11 protein-coding genes are annotated in these 17,260 nt (G+C 71.9%); 8 read left to right on the plus strand and 3 right to left on the minus strand.

Translation table 11 applies throughout. The annotated features are described in order from the left end of the window. Positions 1–20: 20 nt before the first annotated feature. The 4 genes from ACZ6TI_RS39965 to ACZ6TI_RS39980 all read left to right on the plus strand — a co-directional run bounded on the left by ACZ6TI_RS39965 (position 21) and on the right by ACZ6TI_RS39980 (position 3,507). Positions 21–596, plus strand: a complete 576-nt coding sequence (locus tag ACZ6TI_RS39965) for a hypothetical protein (RefSeq protein WP_465350474.1) — start codon at positions 21–23, stop codon at positions 594–596. Between the two features lie 72 nt (positions 597–668). Beyond that, positions 669–1,655, plus strand: a complete 987-nt coding sequence (locus ACZ6TI_RS39970; RefSeq protein WP_465350475.1) for an SGNH/GDSL hydrolase family protein — start codon at positions 669–671, stop codon at positions 1,653–1,655. Positions 1,656–1,722: 67 nt separating this feature from the next. Next, complete coding sequence (locus ACZ6TI_RS39975; protein ID WP_465350476.1) at positions 1,723–2,565, plus strand: SGNH/GDSL hydrolase family protein; 843 nt, start codon at positions 1,723–1,725, stop codon at positions 2,563–2,565. Positions 2,566–2,628: 63 nt separating this feature from the next. Continuing rightward, complete coding sequence (locus ACZ6TI_RS39980) at positions 2,629–3,507, plus strand: UbiA family prenyltransferase (RefSeq protein WP_465350477.1); 879 nt, start codon at positions 2,629–2,631, stop codon at positions 3,505–3,507. Here the strand turns inward: ACZ6TI_RS39980 and ACZ6TI_RS39985 are convergent. After that, complete coding sequence (locus ACZ6TI_RS39985) at positions 3,500–4,309, minus strand: cyclase family protein (protein WP_465350478.1); 810 nt, start codon at positions 4,307–4,309, stop codon at positions 3,500–3,502. The two genes, ACZ6TI_RS39980 and ACZ6TI_RS39985, sit on opposite strands and share 8 nt — an antisense overlap. Positions 4,310–4,348: 39 nt before the next feature. On the opposite strand from ACZ6TI_RS39985, the gene ACZ6TI_RS39990 reads away from it, so the two are divergent. Genes ACZ6TI_RS39990 through ACZ6TI_RS40000 form a run of 3 tightly spaced genes read left to right on the plus strand, consistent with a single transcriptional unit; the run spans position 4,349 to position 10,511 of the window. After that, entirely contained in the window at positions 4,349–5,590 is a 1,242-nt protein-coding gene (locus ACZ6TI_RS39990) for an FAD-binding oxidoreductase (RefSeq protein WP_465350479.1), read from the plus strand. A gap of 46 nt (positions 5,591–5,636) precedes the next feature. Continuing rightward, positions 5,637–7,895: a putative bifunctional diguanylate cyclase/phosphodiesterase gene (locus ACZ6TI_RS39995; RefSeq protein WP_465350480.1), complete on the plus strand. Its 2,259-nt coding sequence runs from the start codon at positions 5,637–5,639 to the stop codon at positions 7,893–7,895. Between the two features lie 36 nt (positions 7,896–7,931). Further along, positions 7,932–10,511, plus strand: coding sequence for a M14 family zinc carboxypeptidase (locus tag ACZ6TI_RS40000; RefSeq protein WP_465350481.1), 2,580 nt, complete (start codon positions 7,932–7,934; stop codon positions 10,509–10,511). Between the two features lie 114 nt (positions 10,512–10,625). Here the strand turns inward: ACZ6TI_RS40000 and ACZ6TI_RS40005 are convergent, their stop codons facing one another. Next, entirely contained in the window at positions 10,626–13,205 is a 2,580-nt protein-coding gene (locus ACZ6TI_RS40005) for an NPCBM/NEW2 domain-containing protein (RefSeq protein WP_465350482.1), read from the minus strand. Between the two features lie 95 nt (positions 13,206–13,300). Continuing rightward, positions 13,301–14,659 carry a DUF1996 domain-containing protein gene (locus ACZ6TI_RS40010; RefSeq protein WP_465350483.1) on the minus strand — a complete coding sequence of 453 codons (1,359 nt, stop codon included), beginning with the start codon at positions 14,657–14,659 and terminating at the stop codon, positions 13,301–13,303. Positions 14,660–14,880: 221 nt separating this feature from the next. On the opposite strand from ACZ6TI_RS40010, the gene ACZ6TI_RS40015 reads away from it, so the two are divergent. Beyond that, on the plus strand, positions 14,881–17,235 hold the full coding sequence (locus ACZ6TI_RS40015; RefSeq protein WP_465350484.1) for an ATP-binding cassette domain-containing protein: 2,355 nt from the start codon (positions 14,881–14,883) through the stop codon (positions 17,233–17,235). The last annotated feature ends 25 nt before the right edge of the window (positions 17,236–17,260 follow it).

Below are 17,260 nucleotides of genomic sequence, written 5' to 3' on the forward strand. Positions count from 1 at the left end.
CGCGCGAGGGAGCAGGCTTGGTGGGCAGGTCCGAAGGGTTCCTCGATGGGCTCGCCATGTTCGCCTGGTTCGTCGGGGTGATCGCCGTCATCGGGCTCATCTCCGAGGTGGTCGGCATCGTGCAGCAGGTGCCGGTGCAGCGCGGCATCGACGCCCACACCGTCCGCCTCTGGGGGACCTTCGATGAGCTGGACGAAGGCTCGAGGTTCCACGACGACAAGCACTTCGTGTCCTACAGCTTTCAGGACAAGGCCTATGACACGCCGCTGCGCGGGCTGCCCGGGAACCCCGACCTCGGTGCGCGGGTCTGTGTCGAGATCGATGCCACCAAGCCGCAGAACATGCGCCCCTGCGACACCCGGGGTGGGCTGGGCGACAGTCTGTCCGGGCTGATCTGGGGCGGCAGCATTCTCGCGATCTGCCTGCTGCTGATCTGGTCCCGGTTCGAGTGGGCGTTCCCAGGGTTCTCGTTCTCGTTCCGGAGAGAGGACAGGCTCCCGCCGAACCGGCCGGTGCGGCGCAAGCCGACCCGCCGGGACCGGAAGCGGGCCCGCAAGGCGCGGTCCGAGGCGGAGGACGAGCTCTTCCACTGGTGATCGGTCCGGTGCACCCGGATCGCACCTGGCGCGCCCTCCCCGGAGCAACCCGGCGGCCCGAACTTGAGCTGCATGTGGATGTCACCCCGCCGCCTGATCCCGGCCGCCCTGATGACGGCGACCGCCCTGACCGTGTCCGGCGCCGCCGTACTCGGCCACGCCGGTCACGACGGCCATGAGGCCGAGCGGGTGGCGGCGGTCACCGGACCGGTGGTCCGGATCCTGCCGATCGGCGACTCCATCACGTACGGCCTCGGCTCGCAGCGGCTCGCGTCCTACCGGACCGAGCTCGACCAGCGGCTGACCGCGGCCGGCGTCGCCGTCGACATGGTCGGCTCGGTGCGCACCGGCCCGGCCGGCACCGACCGCGACAACGAGGGCCACTCCGGCTGGCGGATCAGCCAGATCGCCGAGAAGGCGGACGAGTGGATGGCCGTGCAGCGGCCGGACGTGGTGCTGCTGCAGATCGGCACCAACGACATGCGCAGCGCCGAGCGCGCCCGGGGCGCGGCCACCCGGCTGTCCGCGCTGCTCGACCAGCTGCTGGCAGCGAGCCCGACCGTGGACATCTTCGTCGCCCGGATCACCGGCGCGCGGAACAGGTTCGAGAAGGGCGCCTTCCAGGCCCGGATCAGCGCCTACAACCGGGCGATCACCGCGCTGGTGGCCGCCAAGGACCGCCGGGTTCACCTCGTCGACCAGGCCACTGTCGACGAGACCGACCTGCTGGACGCGCTGCACCCGAACGACTTCGGCTATCGGAAGATGGCCTGGAACTGGTACCGCGCTCTGGAGCCGCTGCTGAACACGAGCGGGCGGGCCTGGCCGGCGACGAACAACCCGTTCCGGTTCACCACCAAATACCTGCGGGAGCACACCTCGTCGGGCGATGTCGGCCGCTGGTGGCACCTGCGGGCGGTCAAGGTCGCCCGCAACGGCAAGGCCATCACGGTCAAGAAGTGGCAGACCAAGCGCACCTACACCGAGAAGTACCGGGTGCGGGTCGACGGACGTTGGGAGACCCGGAAGCGTACGGTGCAGCGCTGGTCGTCCACCTGAGAGGTGGCAACCGAATCGCACCCGGCGTGCGCCCCGTCCGGAAACCGTGCCGCACGATTCGACGGGCATGAGGCTCTTGGCAACGTTGGTGGCGGCCGCGCTGGTGGTGGGTGGCTGTGACGCCGGCGCACCGCACCCGCATGCCGCGCAGGCGGCGACGCCCGCGCCGTCGTCGACCTCCGTGCCGCCGGCACCGAGCCGGATCGTCGTGACGACGACGAGTCCCCGGCGCCCACCGGCCGCGACGACCTCGCCTTCCCGGAAGACGCCGACACCCGAGGCGACGCGGACCACTGCGGCGGCGCCGGTCGGAGAGAGGCTGCGGATCATGCCGCTGGGTGACTCGATCACCTGGGGGCTGGGCGACGACGAGCTCGGGTCCTACCGGGTCGTGCTGGGCGAGAAGCTGGCCGCGGCGGGCGTCGACGCCGACTTCGTGGGGTCGTTGCGCTCCGGGCCGGCCGGCGCCGACCGCGACCACGAGGGGCACATCGGCTGGCGGATCGCGCAGATCGCGGCGCACGCCGACGAGTGGATGGCGACCTACCGGCCGGACGTGGTGCTGCTGCACCTGGGCACCAACGACATGCGCAGCGACGAGAAGGCGGCCGGCGCCCCGGATCGGCTGGGCGCGTTGATCGATCAGCTGCTCGCCGCCGATCCGCGGGTGCGGGTCTTCGTGGCCGGGATCGTGGGTTCGCGCGACGCGAAGTTCGACGGGGAGTTCCAGAAGCGGATCAACGCCTTCAACGCCCAGTTGCCCGGCGTGGTGGCGCTCCGGAGCGACCGCGTTCGGCTGGTCGACCAGCACCGGGTGGACGGCGACCAGCTGGCCGACACGTTCCACCCGAACGCGGCCGGCTATCGGAGGATGGCGGCGAACTGGTTCCGAGAGCTCGATCCCTCCTGAGGGGGAGGCGGATCGCGCTCGCGCGGGAGTTCCGGCGGACCGGAGATCCCTAGCGTCGATCTCATGAGCACCGACGTCATGGCGCCACTGCGGACCGAGGCCGTGATTCGGCTGAGCCGGCCCTGGTTCTGGCCGCTCGGGTGGGGTGGCGCCTACCTCGGGGTGGTGCTCGCCGGGCAGCGCATCGTGCCGCCGGCCGGGCCCGGACTGCTGCTGCTCCTGCTGCTCGGGCCGCTGGTCTGGACCGCCGTGCTGGCCCAGAACGACCTGCACGATCTGCCCAGCGACCGGGTCAACCCACGCAAGGCGACGGCGCCGCTGGTCACGGGTGTGCTGACGCCCGGCGACCTGCGGTTGCTGCATCGGGGGAGCACCGCCGCCACGCTGGTCGTGGCGGCGGTGCTGGGGCCGGTCTTCCTGGCCGGAGCGGCGCTGGTGCTGGGGCTCGGCTGGGCGTACAGCGCGCCGCCGCTGCGGCTCAAGGCCCGGCCGGGCGCGGATGTCGCGGTGAACGCGCTGGTCGTGGGGGTGTTGGCGCCGGCCGCGGGGTGGGCGCTGGTGCGGCCGATCGGCGACTTCCCGCCGGCCATGGTGGTGCTCGGGCTGCTGCTCGCGGCCGCGCTCTATCTGCCGACGACGGTGCTCGACCTCGAGGCCGACCGCGCCGCCGGCGATGGCACGGCGGCCGTGCGCTGGCGCCCGGATCGGTGCTATCGGGCCGGGCTGGCGATGTGGATCGCGGCGACCGCGCTGTGGCTGGCGGTCTGCGAGAGGGGCGTGCTGGTCGAGCGGGACGCCTGGCCGATCCAGTGGGCCGCGGCGCCGCTGGTGATCGGCGCCTACGCCGTGCTGGCGAAGACGCCGACCATCCCCCGGCTGGCCGCGGTGGTGGCGGTCTTCGCTGTGCCGGCCGCGGACTTCCTCCAGGCGTGTATCAGCTGACCGCGAAGATCCGGGCCTGGCCGCCGGAGCCGCCCTCATAGGGGATCAGGCCGACCACGACGGTCGCGCCGCGCGGCGGGAGCTTGCCGACGTTGGCCAGGTTCTCCAGGCCGTAGCGGTCCGCGCCGGTCAGGATCAGGTGGGTCTCGAAGGACTCCGAGTCGCCCGGGTCGATGCTCAGCGTGTCGACGCCCAGCGACCGGATCCGGCGCCGCCGCAACAGCCACTCGGTGGCCTCCGGGTGGAAGCCGGGGAAGTGCAGCACGCCGTCGGCGTCCACCCCGCGGTACGCGTCGGCGTCCCCGGACTTCTTCCCCCATCCGGAGTTCATGATCACCGCCGCCCCCTCGGGGATCTTGCCGTGCCGGCGCTCGTACCCGCGAAGGTCGTCGACGGTGACCGTCGTGTCGGGATCACGCGCCGCACGGGCCGTGATGTCCACCACGACCGCGGGGGTGATCAGCTCGGACAGCCGCAGGTCGGTGGAGAGGCGCCCGCCCGGGGTGAAGTGCCCGGGCGCGTCCACGTGGGTGCCGGTGTGCTCGATGATCCGCCACTCCTGCATGTAGTAACCGTCGTCCTCGATGGTCACGTAGGTGCGGCGGGTGGGCGCCTCCTCCGGTTCGAAGGCCGGGAAGGTCGTGGTGAACGGATAGGTGAGATCGGTGAGCTTGCCGCCGCGCCAGCCGGGCACGGTCGCGCTCGCCTGCGCGGGGGTCTCCAACATCGCCGTGGTGGCGAGCCCGGCCGCGCCGAACAACGCCGCACGTCGGGTGAGCTGCGAACACTTCTCGGTGCACATGGTCCAGAGCATGTCAGAGGCAGCCGTTACGGTGAAGCGATGACGCAGATCGCCCGGTTCGCCGGCGTGCGGCCGGCCGCGGTGCGCGACATCGCGGGGGCGGCCGATGTGGTCGCGGCGCTCGCGCTCGCCCGGGAGCGGGGGCTGCCGATCGCGGTGCGCGGTGGCGGTCACTCGTTTGCCGGCTGGTCGGTGACCACCGGGGTGCTGCTCGACACCGCGCCGCTGACCGGCGTCGACCTGCGCGGCGACCGTGCGGTGATCGGCGGCGGCGCCCGGCTCGGCCCGGTCTACGACGCGCTCGCGGCGGCCGGCCGGACCATCCCGGCCGGTTGCGGGCCCACGGTCGGGATCGCCGGCCTCACCCTCGGCGGCGGGCTGGGCATTCTCGGGCGACGGTACGGCCTGACCTGCGACGCGCTGCGCGCCGCGACCGTGGTCCTCGCCGATGGACGGCAGCTGACCTGCGACGACGAGCACGAGCCGGACCTGTTCTGGGCGTTGCGTGGCGGCGGCGCGCCCGGCGTGGTGACCGAGCTCGAGTTCGCCACCGTGCCGGAGAAGCCCGCCACCGGCTTCCTCTTCCGCTACCCGCCGGGCAGCGCCGCCGACGTGCTGGCCGCCTGGCAGCGATTCGCGCCGGCCGCTCCGGACACGCTCGCGGCCAGCCTGGTGCTGTCCACGGCGGCGGATCCCGCGCGGCCGCTCGCGGTGACGGTGTTCGGCGCGACCGGCGACGCCGCGGTCCTCGCCGGCCTGCTCGGCGCGCTCGGGGTGCCGCCGATCGAGGACGTCCGGCACGCCGCCGGGTCGCGAGAGGTCAAGCGGTGGCTGGCCGGCGTCGACCCGCACGACGGGCCGGAACCGGCGGGCGGGCACACGTACCTGAGGTCGGAGTTCTTCCGGGCGGCCGTGCCGGCCGGCGAGCTGGTGGCGCACCTGGTCGCGGACCGGCGGCCGGGGGAGTCGCGGGAGCTGGACTTCTCGCCGTGGGGTGGCGCCTATTGCCGCACCCCGGCGGCGGCCACCGCGTTTCCACATCGGGACGCCGATTTCCTGCTCAAGCAGGCGACCACGGCCGACCCGGCGGCCGATCACGAGCCGGCGCGGGACTGGCTGGCCTCGTCCTTCGCGATCACCCACCCGCACGGCACCGGCGGCGTCTACCCCAACTTTCCCGAACCGGACCTTCCGGACATCGCCTATTACGGGGTGAACACCGGGCGGTTACGGGAGATCCGGGCGCGCTACGACCCGGAGGGCCGATTCGGTCGCGTCTGACCGCGGATCTCTCAAGCGGGCCGCCGCCGCGCCGATGCATTGGAACGTGAACACCAGGACGGATCGACTCGCTACCTTCGCCGTGGGCGGCGCCGTTCTGCTGTTCGCCGGGTGGCTGGCCTTCTTCGCCGAGCTGTGGGGCGGCGAACGGCTGCGGGTCCTGGTCAGCGACGGGGTGTACGTGCCCCTCGCGGTGATCTTCACGGCCCTGGGCTGGCGCGTGGCCCGGCACCGGGCACAGGATGCGCGCACCCGGCTGGCCTGGGCCTTCATCACCGTGGCGTACGCCTGCCAGCTGATCGCGCACAGCTCGTGGTTCGTCGAGGACGCGATCCTGCACCGGGACGTGTACCCGGCGTTCGCGGACTACTGGTTCCTGATCTTCGTGCCCTTCATGCTCACCGGGCTGTTGCTGCTGCCGGGCACCCGCCGCAGCAGCCGCGACCGGGTCAAGCTCACCCTGGACGCGCTGATCGTCGGCGTCAGCTCCTTCATGGTGTTCTGGTACCTGGTGCTCGGCCCGATCTTCGCCAGCGCCGGGGCCACCTTCGACGAGCTGTTCTATTCGGCCGCGCTGCCGGTCGGCGACCTGCTGCTGATGCTGGCGCTGGCCACCGCGCTGCTGCGGCGCACCGGCCAGGGCTCCGGAACGCCGGTGCGGTTGCTGGCCGGCGCGGTCGCGCTGTTCGTCGTGGCGGACATCTCCTATGCCTGGATCCAGCTGCACGACGGCTTCACCGGGGGCGACTGGCCGGACCTGCTCTGGGCCGTCGGCTCGGTGCTGTTCGTGTTCGCCGCGCATCGGCAGCACCGCGAGGTGGCGGCGCCCGCGTCCACCGCCCGGGCGGTGCGGACCGCGATCAGCTGGCTGCCCTACGGCGCGGTCGGTCTCGCGTACGCGTTGCTCGCCGTGCTGGCCGGCCACCAGTCCGCCTACCCCCTGGGCGGCATGATCGTCGGCGCCGTCGCACTCACCTTCCTGGTCGTCGCCCGCCAGGTCTACGCCCAGCGCGAGAACCGCGACCTGGCGGTCACCGACGCGCTCACCGGCCTGGCCAACCGCACCCTGATCACCGAGCGGCTGGCCCAGCTCGTCGCCCAGCCGCTGCGCGACGCCCGGCACACCGCGATGCTGGTGATCGACCTGGACCGCTTCAAGCCGATCAACGACACGTACGGCCACGAGGCCGGCGACGCGGTGCTGCTGGCGGTGGCGACGGCGCTGCGAGCGGTGATCCGCGCCGGGGACACCGCGGGCCGGCTGGGCGGCGACGAGTTCGCCGTGATCATGCACAATCTGTCGACCCGGGAGGCGGCGCACGGCATCGCCGAGCGGCTGGCGGACGCCCTGCGCACGCCGGTGATCTTCGGCGATCAGCTGCTCTCGGTCGAGGCGAGCATCGGGGTGGCCGTCCGCGACGAGGACGCCACCTGCGGCGACGTGCTGTTGCAGCACGCCGAGATCGCCACCGCGGCGGCCAAGCGGTCCGGCCGGTTCGCGGTCTACTCGGCCGAACTGGACACCCGGGCCCGCGACGCCGACCTGCGCCGCGGCATCGAGGCCGGCGAGCTGGTGGTCAACTTCCAGCCCGCGGTCGAGCTGAGCACCGGCCGCACGGTCGCGGTCGAGGCGCTGGTCCGCTGGCAGCACCCGACCCGCGGGCTGCTGATGCCGGGCGAGTTCATCGAGCTCGCCGAGGAGACCGGTTCGATCGTGCCGCTCGGCGAGGCCGTGCTGCGGGCCGCGTGCCACGAGGTCGTCCGCTGGCGCGCCGAACTGCCGTCCGCGAAGGACATCCTGCTCAGCGTCAACCTGTCGCCGCGGCAGGTGGTGCAGGCCCGGCTGGTCGACGTGATCCGGGGGATTCTGGCGGAGACCGGTTTCCCGCCGCGGAACCTGATCCTCGAGCTCACCGAGAGCGTGGTGCTGGAGCCGGACGCGCTCACCGTGGCACGCCTGCAGAGCCTGCGCGACCTGGGCATCCGGATCGCGGTGGACGACTTCGGCACCGGCTATGCGGCGCTCACCTATCTGCGCCGGCTGCCGGTGAGCATCCTGAAGATCGACCGCTCGTTCGTCACCGGCATCGCCGCCGACCCGTCGGCTCGCACGGTGGCCGAGGCGGTGGTCCGGCTCGGCCAGGCGTTCGGGCTGGCGGTGGTCGCCGAGGGCATCGAGACCGTGGACGAGGCGGAGGCTCTGCACGAGATGGGCTGCGACTTCGGGCAGGGTTTCCACTACTACCGGCCGATGCCCGGGCCGGACGCGTTGCGCTCGCTCGCATCGAAGAATCCACAACGGTGATTGCGTGTCGGCGATGATCCCGTCAGAGTCTCTGACGTGGACCTGTCTCGCAGCCTGACCGGAATCTGTGCCGCGCTGCTCGCCGCCGGCCTGCTCGCCAATCCCGCCGCCGCCGCCGAACCCCTCGCCGCCGAACCCCTGGCCGCCGAACCCCTTGCCGCCGCACCCGATCGCACACCGTCCACCCGCGACTTCGGCAACGGCCCGGAGCGCAACGAGGTGGCCGCCACCACCCCCGAGATCTCCGTCGAGGCGGCCGCCGCCGACCTGCGCTGGGCGCCGCCGGCCCGCCGGGGCTATCCGCGGCAGAACGTGCTGCGGGTCTGGCCGGAGAACCCCGCCGACAAGTCGATCAAGCTGGGGCTGGTGCCCTATCACGGGATCGCGCCGCGGCTGAACGCGGTGCAGGCCGCCTCCGATCGGGTGTCCGCCGAGGTGGTCGGGCATTCGGCGCTGGGCAAGGACCTCTATCTGGTGACGGTCACCGCGCCCGAGACGCCGGCCGAGGCCGCGAAGCAGGACCGGTGGCGGGCGCTGATCGAGGACGACCCGAAGGCCGCCAAGCGGGATGCGGCGCTGAAGAAGGACTACAAGACGCCGGTCTGGATCAACGCGAACATCCACGGTGACGAGTGGGAGGGCACGGACGGTTCGTTGCGGGTCATCGAGCGGCTGGCGAATGCCACCGACGCCGCCACGAAGCGGCTGCTCTCGCGTACCCGGATCTATCTGACCGTGACCAACAACCCGGATGGGCGGATCGCCGGGGTGCGCCAGAATGGCGCGGGTTTCGACATCAACCGCGACCACGCGACCAGTTCGCAGCCGGAGTCGCGGGCAGTGCGCGACGTGGTGATCGCGACGCAGCCGTTCGTGATGCTGGACGAGCACGGTTACACCGGCACCACGCTGATCGAGCCGGCCACGCCGCCGCACGGCCAGAACTACGAGTACGACCTCTACATCAAGCACGCGCTGCCGAACGCGCTGGGCATGGAGGCGGCGATCGGTGAGCTGCCCTATCCGGAGACCGCCCGCGCGGACATCCCGTTCCGGGACTACGCGCCCGGCGACTGGGACGACTGGCCGCCGATCTTCACCCCGATGTACGCGATCTACCAGGGCGCCGTCGGGCACACCGTGGAGATCCCGTGGCAGGTGAACCGGAACGCCTACGAGACGCTGCCGGTCGAGGAGCTGCGCCGCCGGTCCGCGGTCAACACCGACGTCGCCGCGACCACCATCGGCGCTGCCATCACCTATGCGGACACCAACCGGGCTTCTCTGCTGGCCGATCAGATCGAGCAGTTCCGCCGCGGCTGGGCCGGCGCGCCGTCGCCGACCATTCCGGACGGTTTCGTCGAGGGCTTCGGGCCGGAGGACCGGTATTCGACGGAGTTCCCGCGCGCCTACGTGATCCCGGCCGGTCCCGCGCAACGCTCGCCGGCCGCCGCCGCCCGGCTGGTCGATCACCTGGTCGCGCACGACGTGCGGGTGACGAGGGCGACGCACGACTTCACGCTGGCCGGGGTCTCCTACCGCGCCGGCTCCTACGTCGTCGACATGCACCAGCCCAAGCGCGGGCTGGCCAACGTGCTGCTCGAGGCGGGCCGGGACATCTCGGATCTGGTGCCGCAGATGTATGACATCTCCGGCTGGAGTCACCGCCTGCTCTGGGGCGCCTCGGTCGATATCAGCCGCACCGCCGCGCCCAGGGTGACCACCCGCCCGGTCTCGATCGCCTCGCCCACCGGCGCGCTGCCCGCGGGCTCCCGCGATCTGCTGTTGTCGCTGGTGGACGGCGCCGACGTGCGGGCGGTCAACGCGCTGCTCGACCTCGGCGTCCCGCTGCTGCGGGTGGACGCGGCCACGGTGCTGGTCCCGGCCGCGTCGCGCGCCGCGGCCTCGATCGTGGCCGACCAGTTCGGGGTACGGTTCACCGCCGCCGCCCGGGGCACGACCGGCACGTCCTTCTCCGCGCCCACGATCGCGGCCGCCGTCTCGGCCGACGAGCTGTTCGCGTTGCGCGAGATGGGCTTCCAGCCACGGGTGGTGTCCACCGCGCTGCTCAACGCCGGCGCCGACCTGTCCGGCGTGGACACCCTGATGGTCTCGTCCGGCCTGTCCTATGCCGGGCTGAACGCGACCGGCCGCGCTTCTCTCGACGCCCTGCTGGCCAGGGGCGGCGGGGTGGTCACCCGGGGAGCGACGGGAGCGAACTTCAACGCGGCGGCGGGCCTGCTCCCGGCCACCGCGGTGGCGGCACGCGGCGACGCGAACGGCGTGGTCGCGGTGCGGAACACCGGCCCGGTGGTCGGCGCCGGCTCGCTGCCGAACTCGTTCGTCTACTCGCCGCTGTGGTTCACCGGCAGCGGGTTCACCGTCGAGCAGCGCTATGCCGCGGCGGATCCGCTGGTGGCCGGGCACTGGCTGCCGACCGCGCCGGGGGTGGCCGGCCCCGAGCAGGCGGCCGGGCAGGCGTCGGTGATCTCCGGCGCCACCGCCCGGGGCGGCCGGGCGGTGCTGTTCGGCACCGAGCCGCTGTTCCGCGATCACCCCAAGGGCCTGTTCGGGCAGGTGGCCCGGGCGCTCTACTGGACCGGCGACACCGCGTAGACATGCGTGCCGCGCGGGGCGGGACGGTCCACCCGGATCGTCCCGCCGACCGCGGCCACGCCGGGTGCCGGATCCGAATCCAGGTAGATGGGATCTACGTAGATCGCATCTACCTCAATCGCAGGTGAGTTTGGCCTCGGCCCAGTCGGCGTGGTCGAAGTTCTTGCCGTCGCCGGCGTCGGTGACCCGCAGGGTGAGGACTCGGACGCCGGACACGTCGGCGGTGAGCGGGCGTGGCGCGTCGGCGCTGCGCAGCACGCCGGTCGCGGCCAGCTCGCGGCCGTCGCCCAGCACCTCGAAGGTCACCGAGCCCGGCGACGTGGTCTCGTCGTCCAGGCCGGCGATCGCGCTGAAGGCGCCGCACGCCCCGCCCAGCCAGACCGTCACCTCGGCCGGCGCGTGGGTGCCCAGACCCTTCGGATAGACCGTGCCGTGCATGGTCAGCGGCCGGCCGTCGGCGTCGCCCTGCTCGCCGTTCGAGCGGTCGCGTTCGACCGGGCCGTAGCCGTTGCTCTCGGTCAGGAACGGCAGGTCGCTCACGAACGCGTCGCCGCTCGGGTTCGGCGGCGGGATCAGCGCGTGCACCGCCTGCTCGACGTGCACGGCCGTGCCCCGCCAAACGTAGTGAGCCACGATCGGCAGGTCCACGTTGCCGGTGCCGGTCGAGGTGGGCGCGGTCAGCGTCCACCGGCCGCTGATCGACTCGCCGCCGCGCAGGCGGTCCGCGGACACCGGCTCGCCGGTCACGGTCCAGCCGGCGGGCGGCTCGGGACCCAGCGTGACGTCCCGGATCGGACCGCCGGCCGGCAGCGTGAACGTCGCCTCGACCTCGATCGAACCGCCGGGACGGACGTCGGCGGAGGCCGGATCGATGTCGAGCGTGGTGGCCGGCACCGGCACGATGGGCCGGTCACAGGTCGCCGACCCGGTGTACGGGCACAGCGCCGTCACGAACCCGCCGTTCGCCGCCACCGGCACGGACAGGGTGTCGCCGCGGCGCACGATCCGGCTCTCCCGCACCAGCCCGTCGCGCAGCGTCTCGGCCAGCCACCGGCCGTCGCCGAGGAAGTCCAGGCCGGTCTCGAACCGGTGCGCGGGCGTGGCGAAGATGCCGCCGACCCACCATCGCTGCCCGTCCCGCCGGGCCAGCACCGAGGACTGGCCGGGCGCGCCGGACAGCAGCCGCGTCTCGTCCCACACGGTCGGGAGCTGGTTGAGCGTGCGCAGCGCCTCGGGGTGCGACTCATAGGTCTCGAACCGGTCGGCCAGGTGCTGCCAGCCGGACTCGTAGACCACGGCCAGCGCCACCTCGTGCGCGTCGGTCGTGTCCCGGTCGGTCACCGCCCAGGTCACCGGCGTGTAGTCCATGCCGCCGGTGACGTTGCGGGTGAACGGGAAGATCGTGTTCGTGGCGGCGCGGGTGCGGAACTGCTCGGCGCCGCGGACCGCCTCCAGCGTCATCACGTGCGGCCAGGTGCGCTGGATGCCGCGCGGGATGGTGGCGCCGTGGAAGTTCACCATCAGCCGCTGCGCCGCGGTGGCCGGCAGGATCTGGTCGTACCACTGGAATCGGGCCTGGCTGTCCGAGTCCATGAAGTCGATCTTCAGGCCGGCGACGCCCCACGATTTCACCAGCGGCAGGATCGTGTCGCGCTCCTGCTGGGTGTCGAAGGCCGACCAGTGGTACCAGAGGATCACGTCGACGCCGCGGGCCCGGGCGTAGCGCACGATCTCCGGCACCCAGGTCGCGCTCCAGCCCTCGTCGATCAGCACGTAGGGCCAGCGGTTGCGGGCGGCGAAGTCGATGTACTGCCGCTGCCGCACCGGATCCGCGGGGCTGGCGTGCTCGGACAGCCAGGACCAGGCGACCACGCCGGGGCGTACCCAGGACGTGTCGTTGATCTGGGAGGCGGGTGCGAGGTCGTCGGTGAGGGTCGAGGCGGTGACGGTGGCGAGGTCGCCGATGACGGCGACCCGCCACGGCGTGGACAGCGGCCCGGTCGCGGTGATCTGCGGGTCGGCCAGCCTGATCCGGTACGCGCCACCGCCCGCGTGAGTCAGCCGTCCTCCGGAGTACCGCCCGTCCACATCGGACTCGGACAGCATCGCGTAGACGTCGCCGACCCGGAACAGCGACGGAAACCCGTAGTCCGCGGCGGGTGCGGCGCCCGCCGTGGTCTGGATCCGGGTCTCCTCGTAGTTGGGGGAGTAGGGCAGCAGCCAGGCCGGCGCGCCCGCGGGCAGCGCATAGGACGACGCCTCGCCGGTCACCGTCCCGCCCTGCGGCAGCACGTACCGATAGGCCGCGCCCTCGGCGGAGACCCGGACCACCACGTCGAGCCGCAGGCCGTTCTTGTCGAACGTGAACGTCGCCTCGCGCAACGTCGCGTCCCGCTTCAGCCGCTTGCCGGTGGTCATCGTGTACCGCTCGCGGACCGTGCGGCCGGTGCGGGACACGAACCTCAGCCCGCTGCTCAGGTCGGCCGCCGCGGTGGTCAGCCCGATCGGCGCCGGCGCCAGCACGGCCCGCCCGGCGGCGTCCACGCCGAAGCTGAGCCGGCCGCCGTCCAGGGTCAGCCGGGCGGTGATCGGCGACCCGGCCGGGCCGGGCACGCTCCACACGTCGACCGGTTCGGCGGCGGGCGCCGCGTGTCCGAGGGCGATGATCAGGGCAGCGGACAACAGGACGCGCACCAGGCCTCCAGCGAAGATCGTCGATGGACACCCGCGACGCTATGTCAGTCCGATGGCCGTGGCAATGCCCCGGAAACGCGGCGCCCTCCGGTCACCTAGAACTCACCGGCCGAGTTGCACTTGGCCCGCTGCACCACGCAGTTGCGGACCCGCTGGGCGAGGGCCAGGTTCTGCCATGCCATGAACGAGTCGCCGTGCATCGACGACGCCATGCCGGAGGACAGCTGGAAACCGTCCACACTGCCCGCCGTGGGATAGGCGATCAGGAACGAGACCGACGGGATCGCCACCGGGAAGTCACCGGAGCAGGCGCCGTTGGTCATGTACGCCACGTGCGCCTTGTGCGTCGGGCTGTCCAGGTGCTGGCCGTCCCAGCAGTCCTGGAAGAGCAGCTGGAACATCAGCGTGGCGCCCGGCGCGCAGCGGGGCCAGTTGCCGTCCGCGCTGCGCCCGATCTCGCCGCCCGGCCCGGCGCAGTAGAACGCGTTCACCGATCCGGCCGGCGTCGGCACCTGCAGCCGCGCGTCGCCGGCGATCATCCGGAAGCCCTGCGGGAACGGCACGGTCGGCGTCGCGTCGTTCAGCCGCGAGCCGTAGTAGACCACCACGTCCTTGGGCTCGACCACCTGGCCGTGCTCATAGAGCGAGGGGATCCAATACGCGGACAGGTCCTCGCCGGGACGACAGGTGGTGCCCGCGTTCCGGAGCAGCGTGTCCGTGGTGGTGAACGCGTCGGTGACGCCGTTGCCGAGGAAGCTGTGCAGGTGTGAGGCGCCCGGCATGTTGGGGAACACGATCGGGTCGTCGGGCCGGGAGTGGCTGTAGCCGCAGGTGGCGTTGAACTCGGGGACGCGTACCGAGTTGGGTAGCACCGGACGTGGGGTCAGGGCGCGGAACTCGGCCAGCTGCCGGGCCCACGCCGCCTGGTCGATCGGGATCCAGCCGCTGCCGGTGTCCGGTTGCCCGTCACCGAACGAGAACCAGTTGATGTTGACGAAGTCGCCGCCGGTGGCGTTGCGCATCACCGCGTAGACGGTCTGCGCGCCGGTCGGATGGGTGGCCAGGGTGGTGGTCTGGGTGGCCCAGGCCTGCCAGCCGCCGGTGGCCGCGATCGGGAACTGGGTGAGCAACGTGCCGGTCGGCGAGCCGATGCGCAGCTCGACCGCGCCGGCGCCGCCGATCGCCGAGGCGACCCGCGCCTTGACGGTCAGGTTGCCGGCCGCGCCGAGGTTGACGCCGTCGTAGCGCATCCAGTCGCCGTTGGCCAGGTAGGCCACGTTCTGGCCGCCGCCGGTGTCGGCGGTGGCCTCGAGGACGGCGCCGGACTGTGCGGCGAAGGCCTCGGCCTGGACGGTGGTGGTCGCTGCCTCGGCGGTGCCGGTGGCGACGACCAGCGAGGCGCCGACGACCAGGAGGGCGGCCGGCAGGGACTTGAGGATCGGGGATGTTCGCATGCATACCTCCGCGGGGAAACGGGTGCCCAGGAATATCCGCTCGATGAAGCGCTTTCTCACTATCCATGCACGTCGATGTGCTGCATTTGCACGAAGACGGGTGTGGATGGTGAAGCGGTTACTCGGACGAAAGCACTCAGAGGTGGCAGCAGGGCCGACCTGGGGAATTGGTCAGGATTCGAGCAGCGCGGACGGCCGGGCCACGGCTAGCGTGATCTCCCATGAAGCACAAAGCCGACAGCCACGATCTGATCCGCGTGCAGGGTGCGCGGGTGAACAACCTGAAGGACGTCAGCGTCGAGATCCCGAAGCGCCGCCTGACGGTGTTCACCGGGGTGTCCGGCTCGGGCAAGAGCTCGCTGGTGTTCGGCACCATCGCGGCCGACTCGCAGCGGCAGATCAACGAGACCTACAGCGCGTTCGTGCAGGGGTTCATGCCGACGCTGGCCCGGCCGGACGTCGACGTGCTCGACGGGCTGACCACCGCGATCATCGTGGACCAGCAGCGGATGGGCGCCGACCCGCGGTCCACGGTCGGCACCGCCACCGACGCGAACGCGATGCTGCGCATCCTGTTCAGCCGGCTCGGCAAGCCGCACATCGGCTCGCCGCAGGCATATTCCTTCAACGTCGCCTCGATCAGCGGCGCGGGCGCGGTCACCGTCAACAAGGGCGGCCAGAGTGTGAAGGAGCGGCGCAGCTTCAGCATCACCGGCGGCATGTGCCCGCGCTGCGAGGGCCGTGGCTCGGTGAACGACATCGACCTGGCCGAGCTCTACGACGAGAACAAGTCGCTGAACGAGGGCGCGATCACCATCCCGGGCTACAGCATGGAGGGCTGGTTCGGGCGCATCTTCCGGGGCTGCGGCTTCTTCGACCCGGACAAGCCGATCAAGCGGTTCACCAAGCGGGAGCTGAACGACCTCCTGCACAAGGAACCCACCAAGATCAAGATCGATGGGATCAACCTCACCTACGCCGGCCTGATCCCGTCGATCCAGCGGTCCATGCTGTCCAAGGACGTCGACTCGCTGCAGCCGCACATCCGCGCGTTCGTCGAGCGGGTGGTCACCTTCACCGTCTGCCCCGAGTGCGACGGCAGCCGGCTCAGCGAGGCGGCCCGCTCGTCGAAGATCGGCAAGGTCAGCATCGCCGATGCCTGCGCGATGCAGATCAGCGACCTGGCCGAGTGGGTGCGCGGCATCCGGGAGCCGTCCGTCGCGCCGCTGCTCGAGGCGCTGGGGCACACGCTCGACTCGTTCGTCGGCATCGGGCTCGGCTATCTCAGCCTGGAGCGCCCGTCCGGCACGCTGTCCGGTGGCGAGGCCCAGCGGGTGAAGATGATCCGGCACCTCGGGTCGTCGCTGACCGACGTGACGTACGTCTTCGACGAGCCCACCATCGGCCTGCACCCGCACGACATCCAGCGGATGAACGACCTGCTGCTGCAGTTGCGCGACAAGGGCAACACGGTGCTGGTGGTGGAGCACAAGCCGGAGACCATCGCGATCGGCGACCACGTGGTCGACATCGGCCCGGGCGCCGGCCGGGAGGGCGGCACGATCTGCTTCGAGGGGACCGTCGCCGGGCTGCGCAGGAGCAAGACGGTCACCGGGCGGCACCTCGACGACCGCACCACGCTCAAGGAGAAGGTGCGCACCTCCACCGGCGCGCTGGAGATCCGCGGGGCGAGCACGCACAACCTGCGGAACGTCGACGTGGACGTCCCGCTCGGCGTGCTGGTCGTGGTCACCGGCGTGGCGGGATCGGGCAAGAGCTCGCTGATCCACGGCTCGCTCGGCAAACGGGACGACGTGGTGCTGGTCGATCAGACCCCGATCCGTGGGTCCCGGCGGAGCAATCCCGCCACGTACACCGGGCTGCTGGAACCGATCCGCAAAGCCTTCGCCAAGGAAAACGGCGTCAAGCCGGCGCTGTTCAGTGCGAACTCCGAGGGGGCCTGCCCGAACTGCAAAGGCGCCGGCGTGATCTACACCGACCTCGGGATGATGGCCGGGGTCGCCACGGTGTGCGAGGTGTGCGAGGGGAAGCGGTTCGCCGCCGAGGTGCTGGACTACAAGTTCGGTGGCAAGGACATCAGCGAGGTGCTGGCGATGCCGGTCACCGAGGCCGAGCGGTTCTTCGCCGACGGCGACGCCCAGACGCCGGCCGCCCACAAGATCCTCACGCACCTGGCCGACGTCGGGCTCGGCTATCTGAGCCTCGGCCAGCCGCTGACCACGCTGTCCGGCGGCGAGCGCCAGCGGCTCAAGCTGGCCACCCACATGGGCGACAAGGGCGGCGTCTATGTGCTCGACGAGCCGACCACCGGCCTGCACCTGGCCGACGTCGAGCAGCTGCTCGGCCTGCTCGACCGGCTGGTCGAGGGCGGCAAGTCGGTGATCGTGATCGAGCACCACCAGGCCGTGATGGCGCACGGCGACTGGATCATCGACCTCGGCCCGGGCGCCGGCCACGACGGCGGGCTGGTGGTCTTCGAGGGCACCCCGGCCGACCTGGTCGCCGACCGGTCCACCCTGACCGGCCAGCACCTGGCGCAATACATCGGCGCCTGACTTCCACACCGGAAACGGCGGGGAC

This window comes from Actinoplanes sp. NPDC051388 (genome assembly GCF_055586225.1).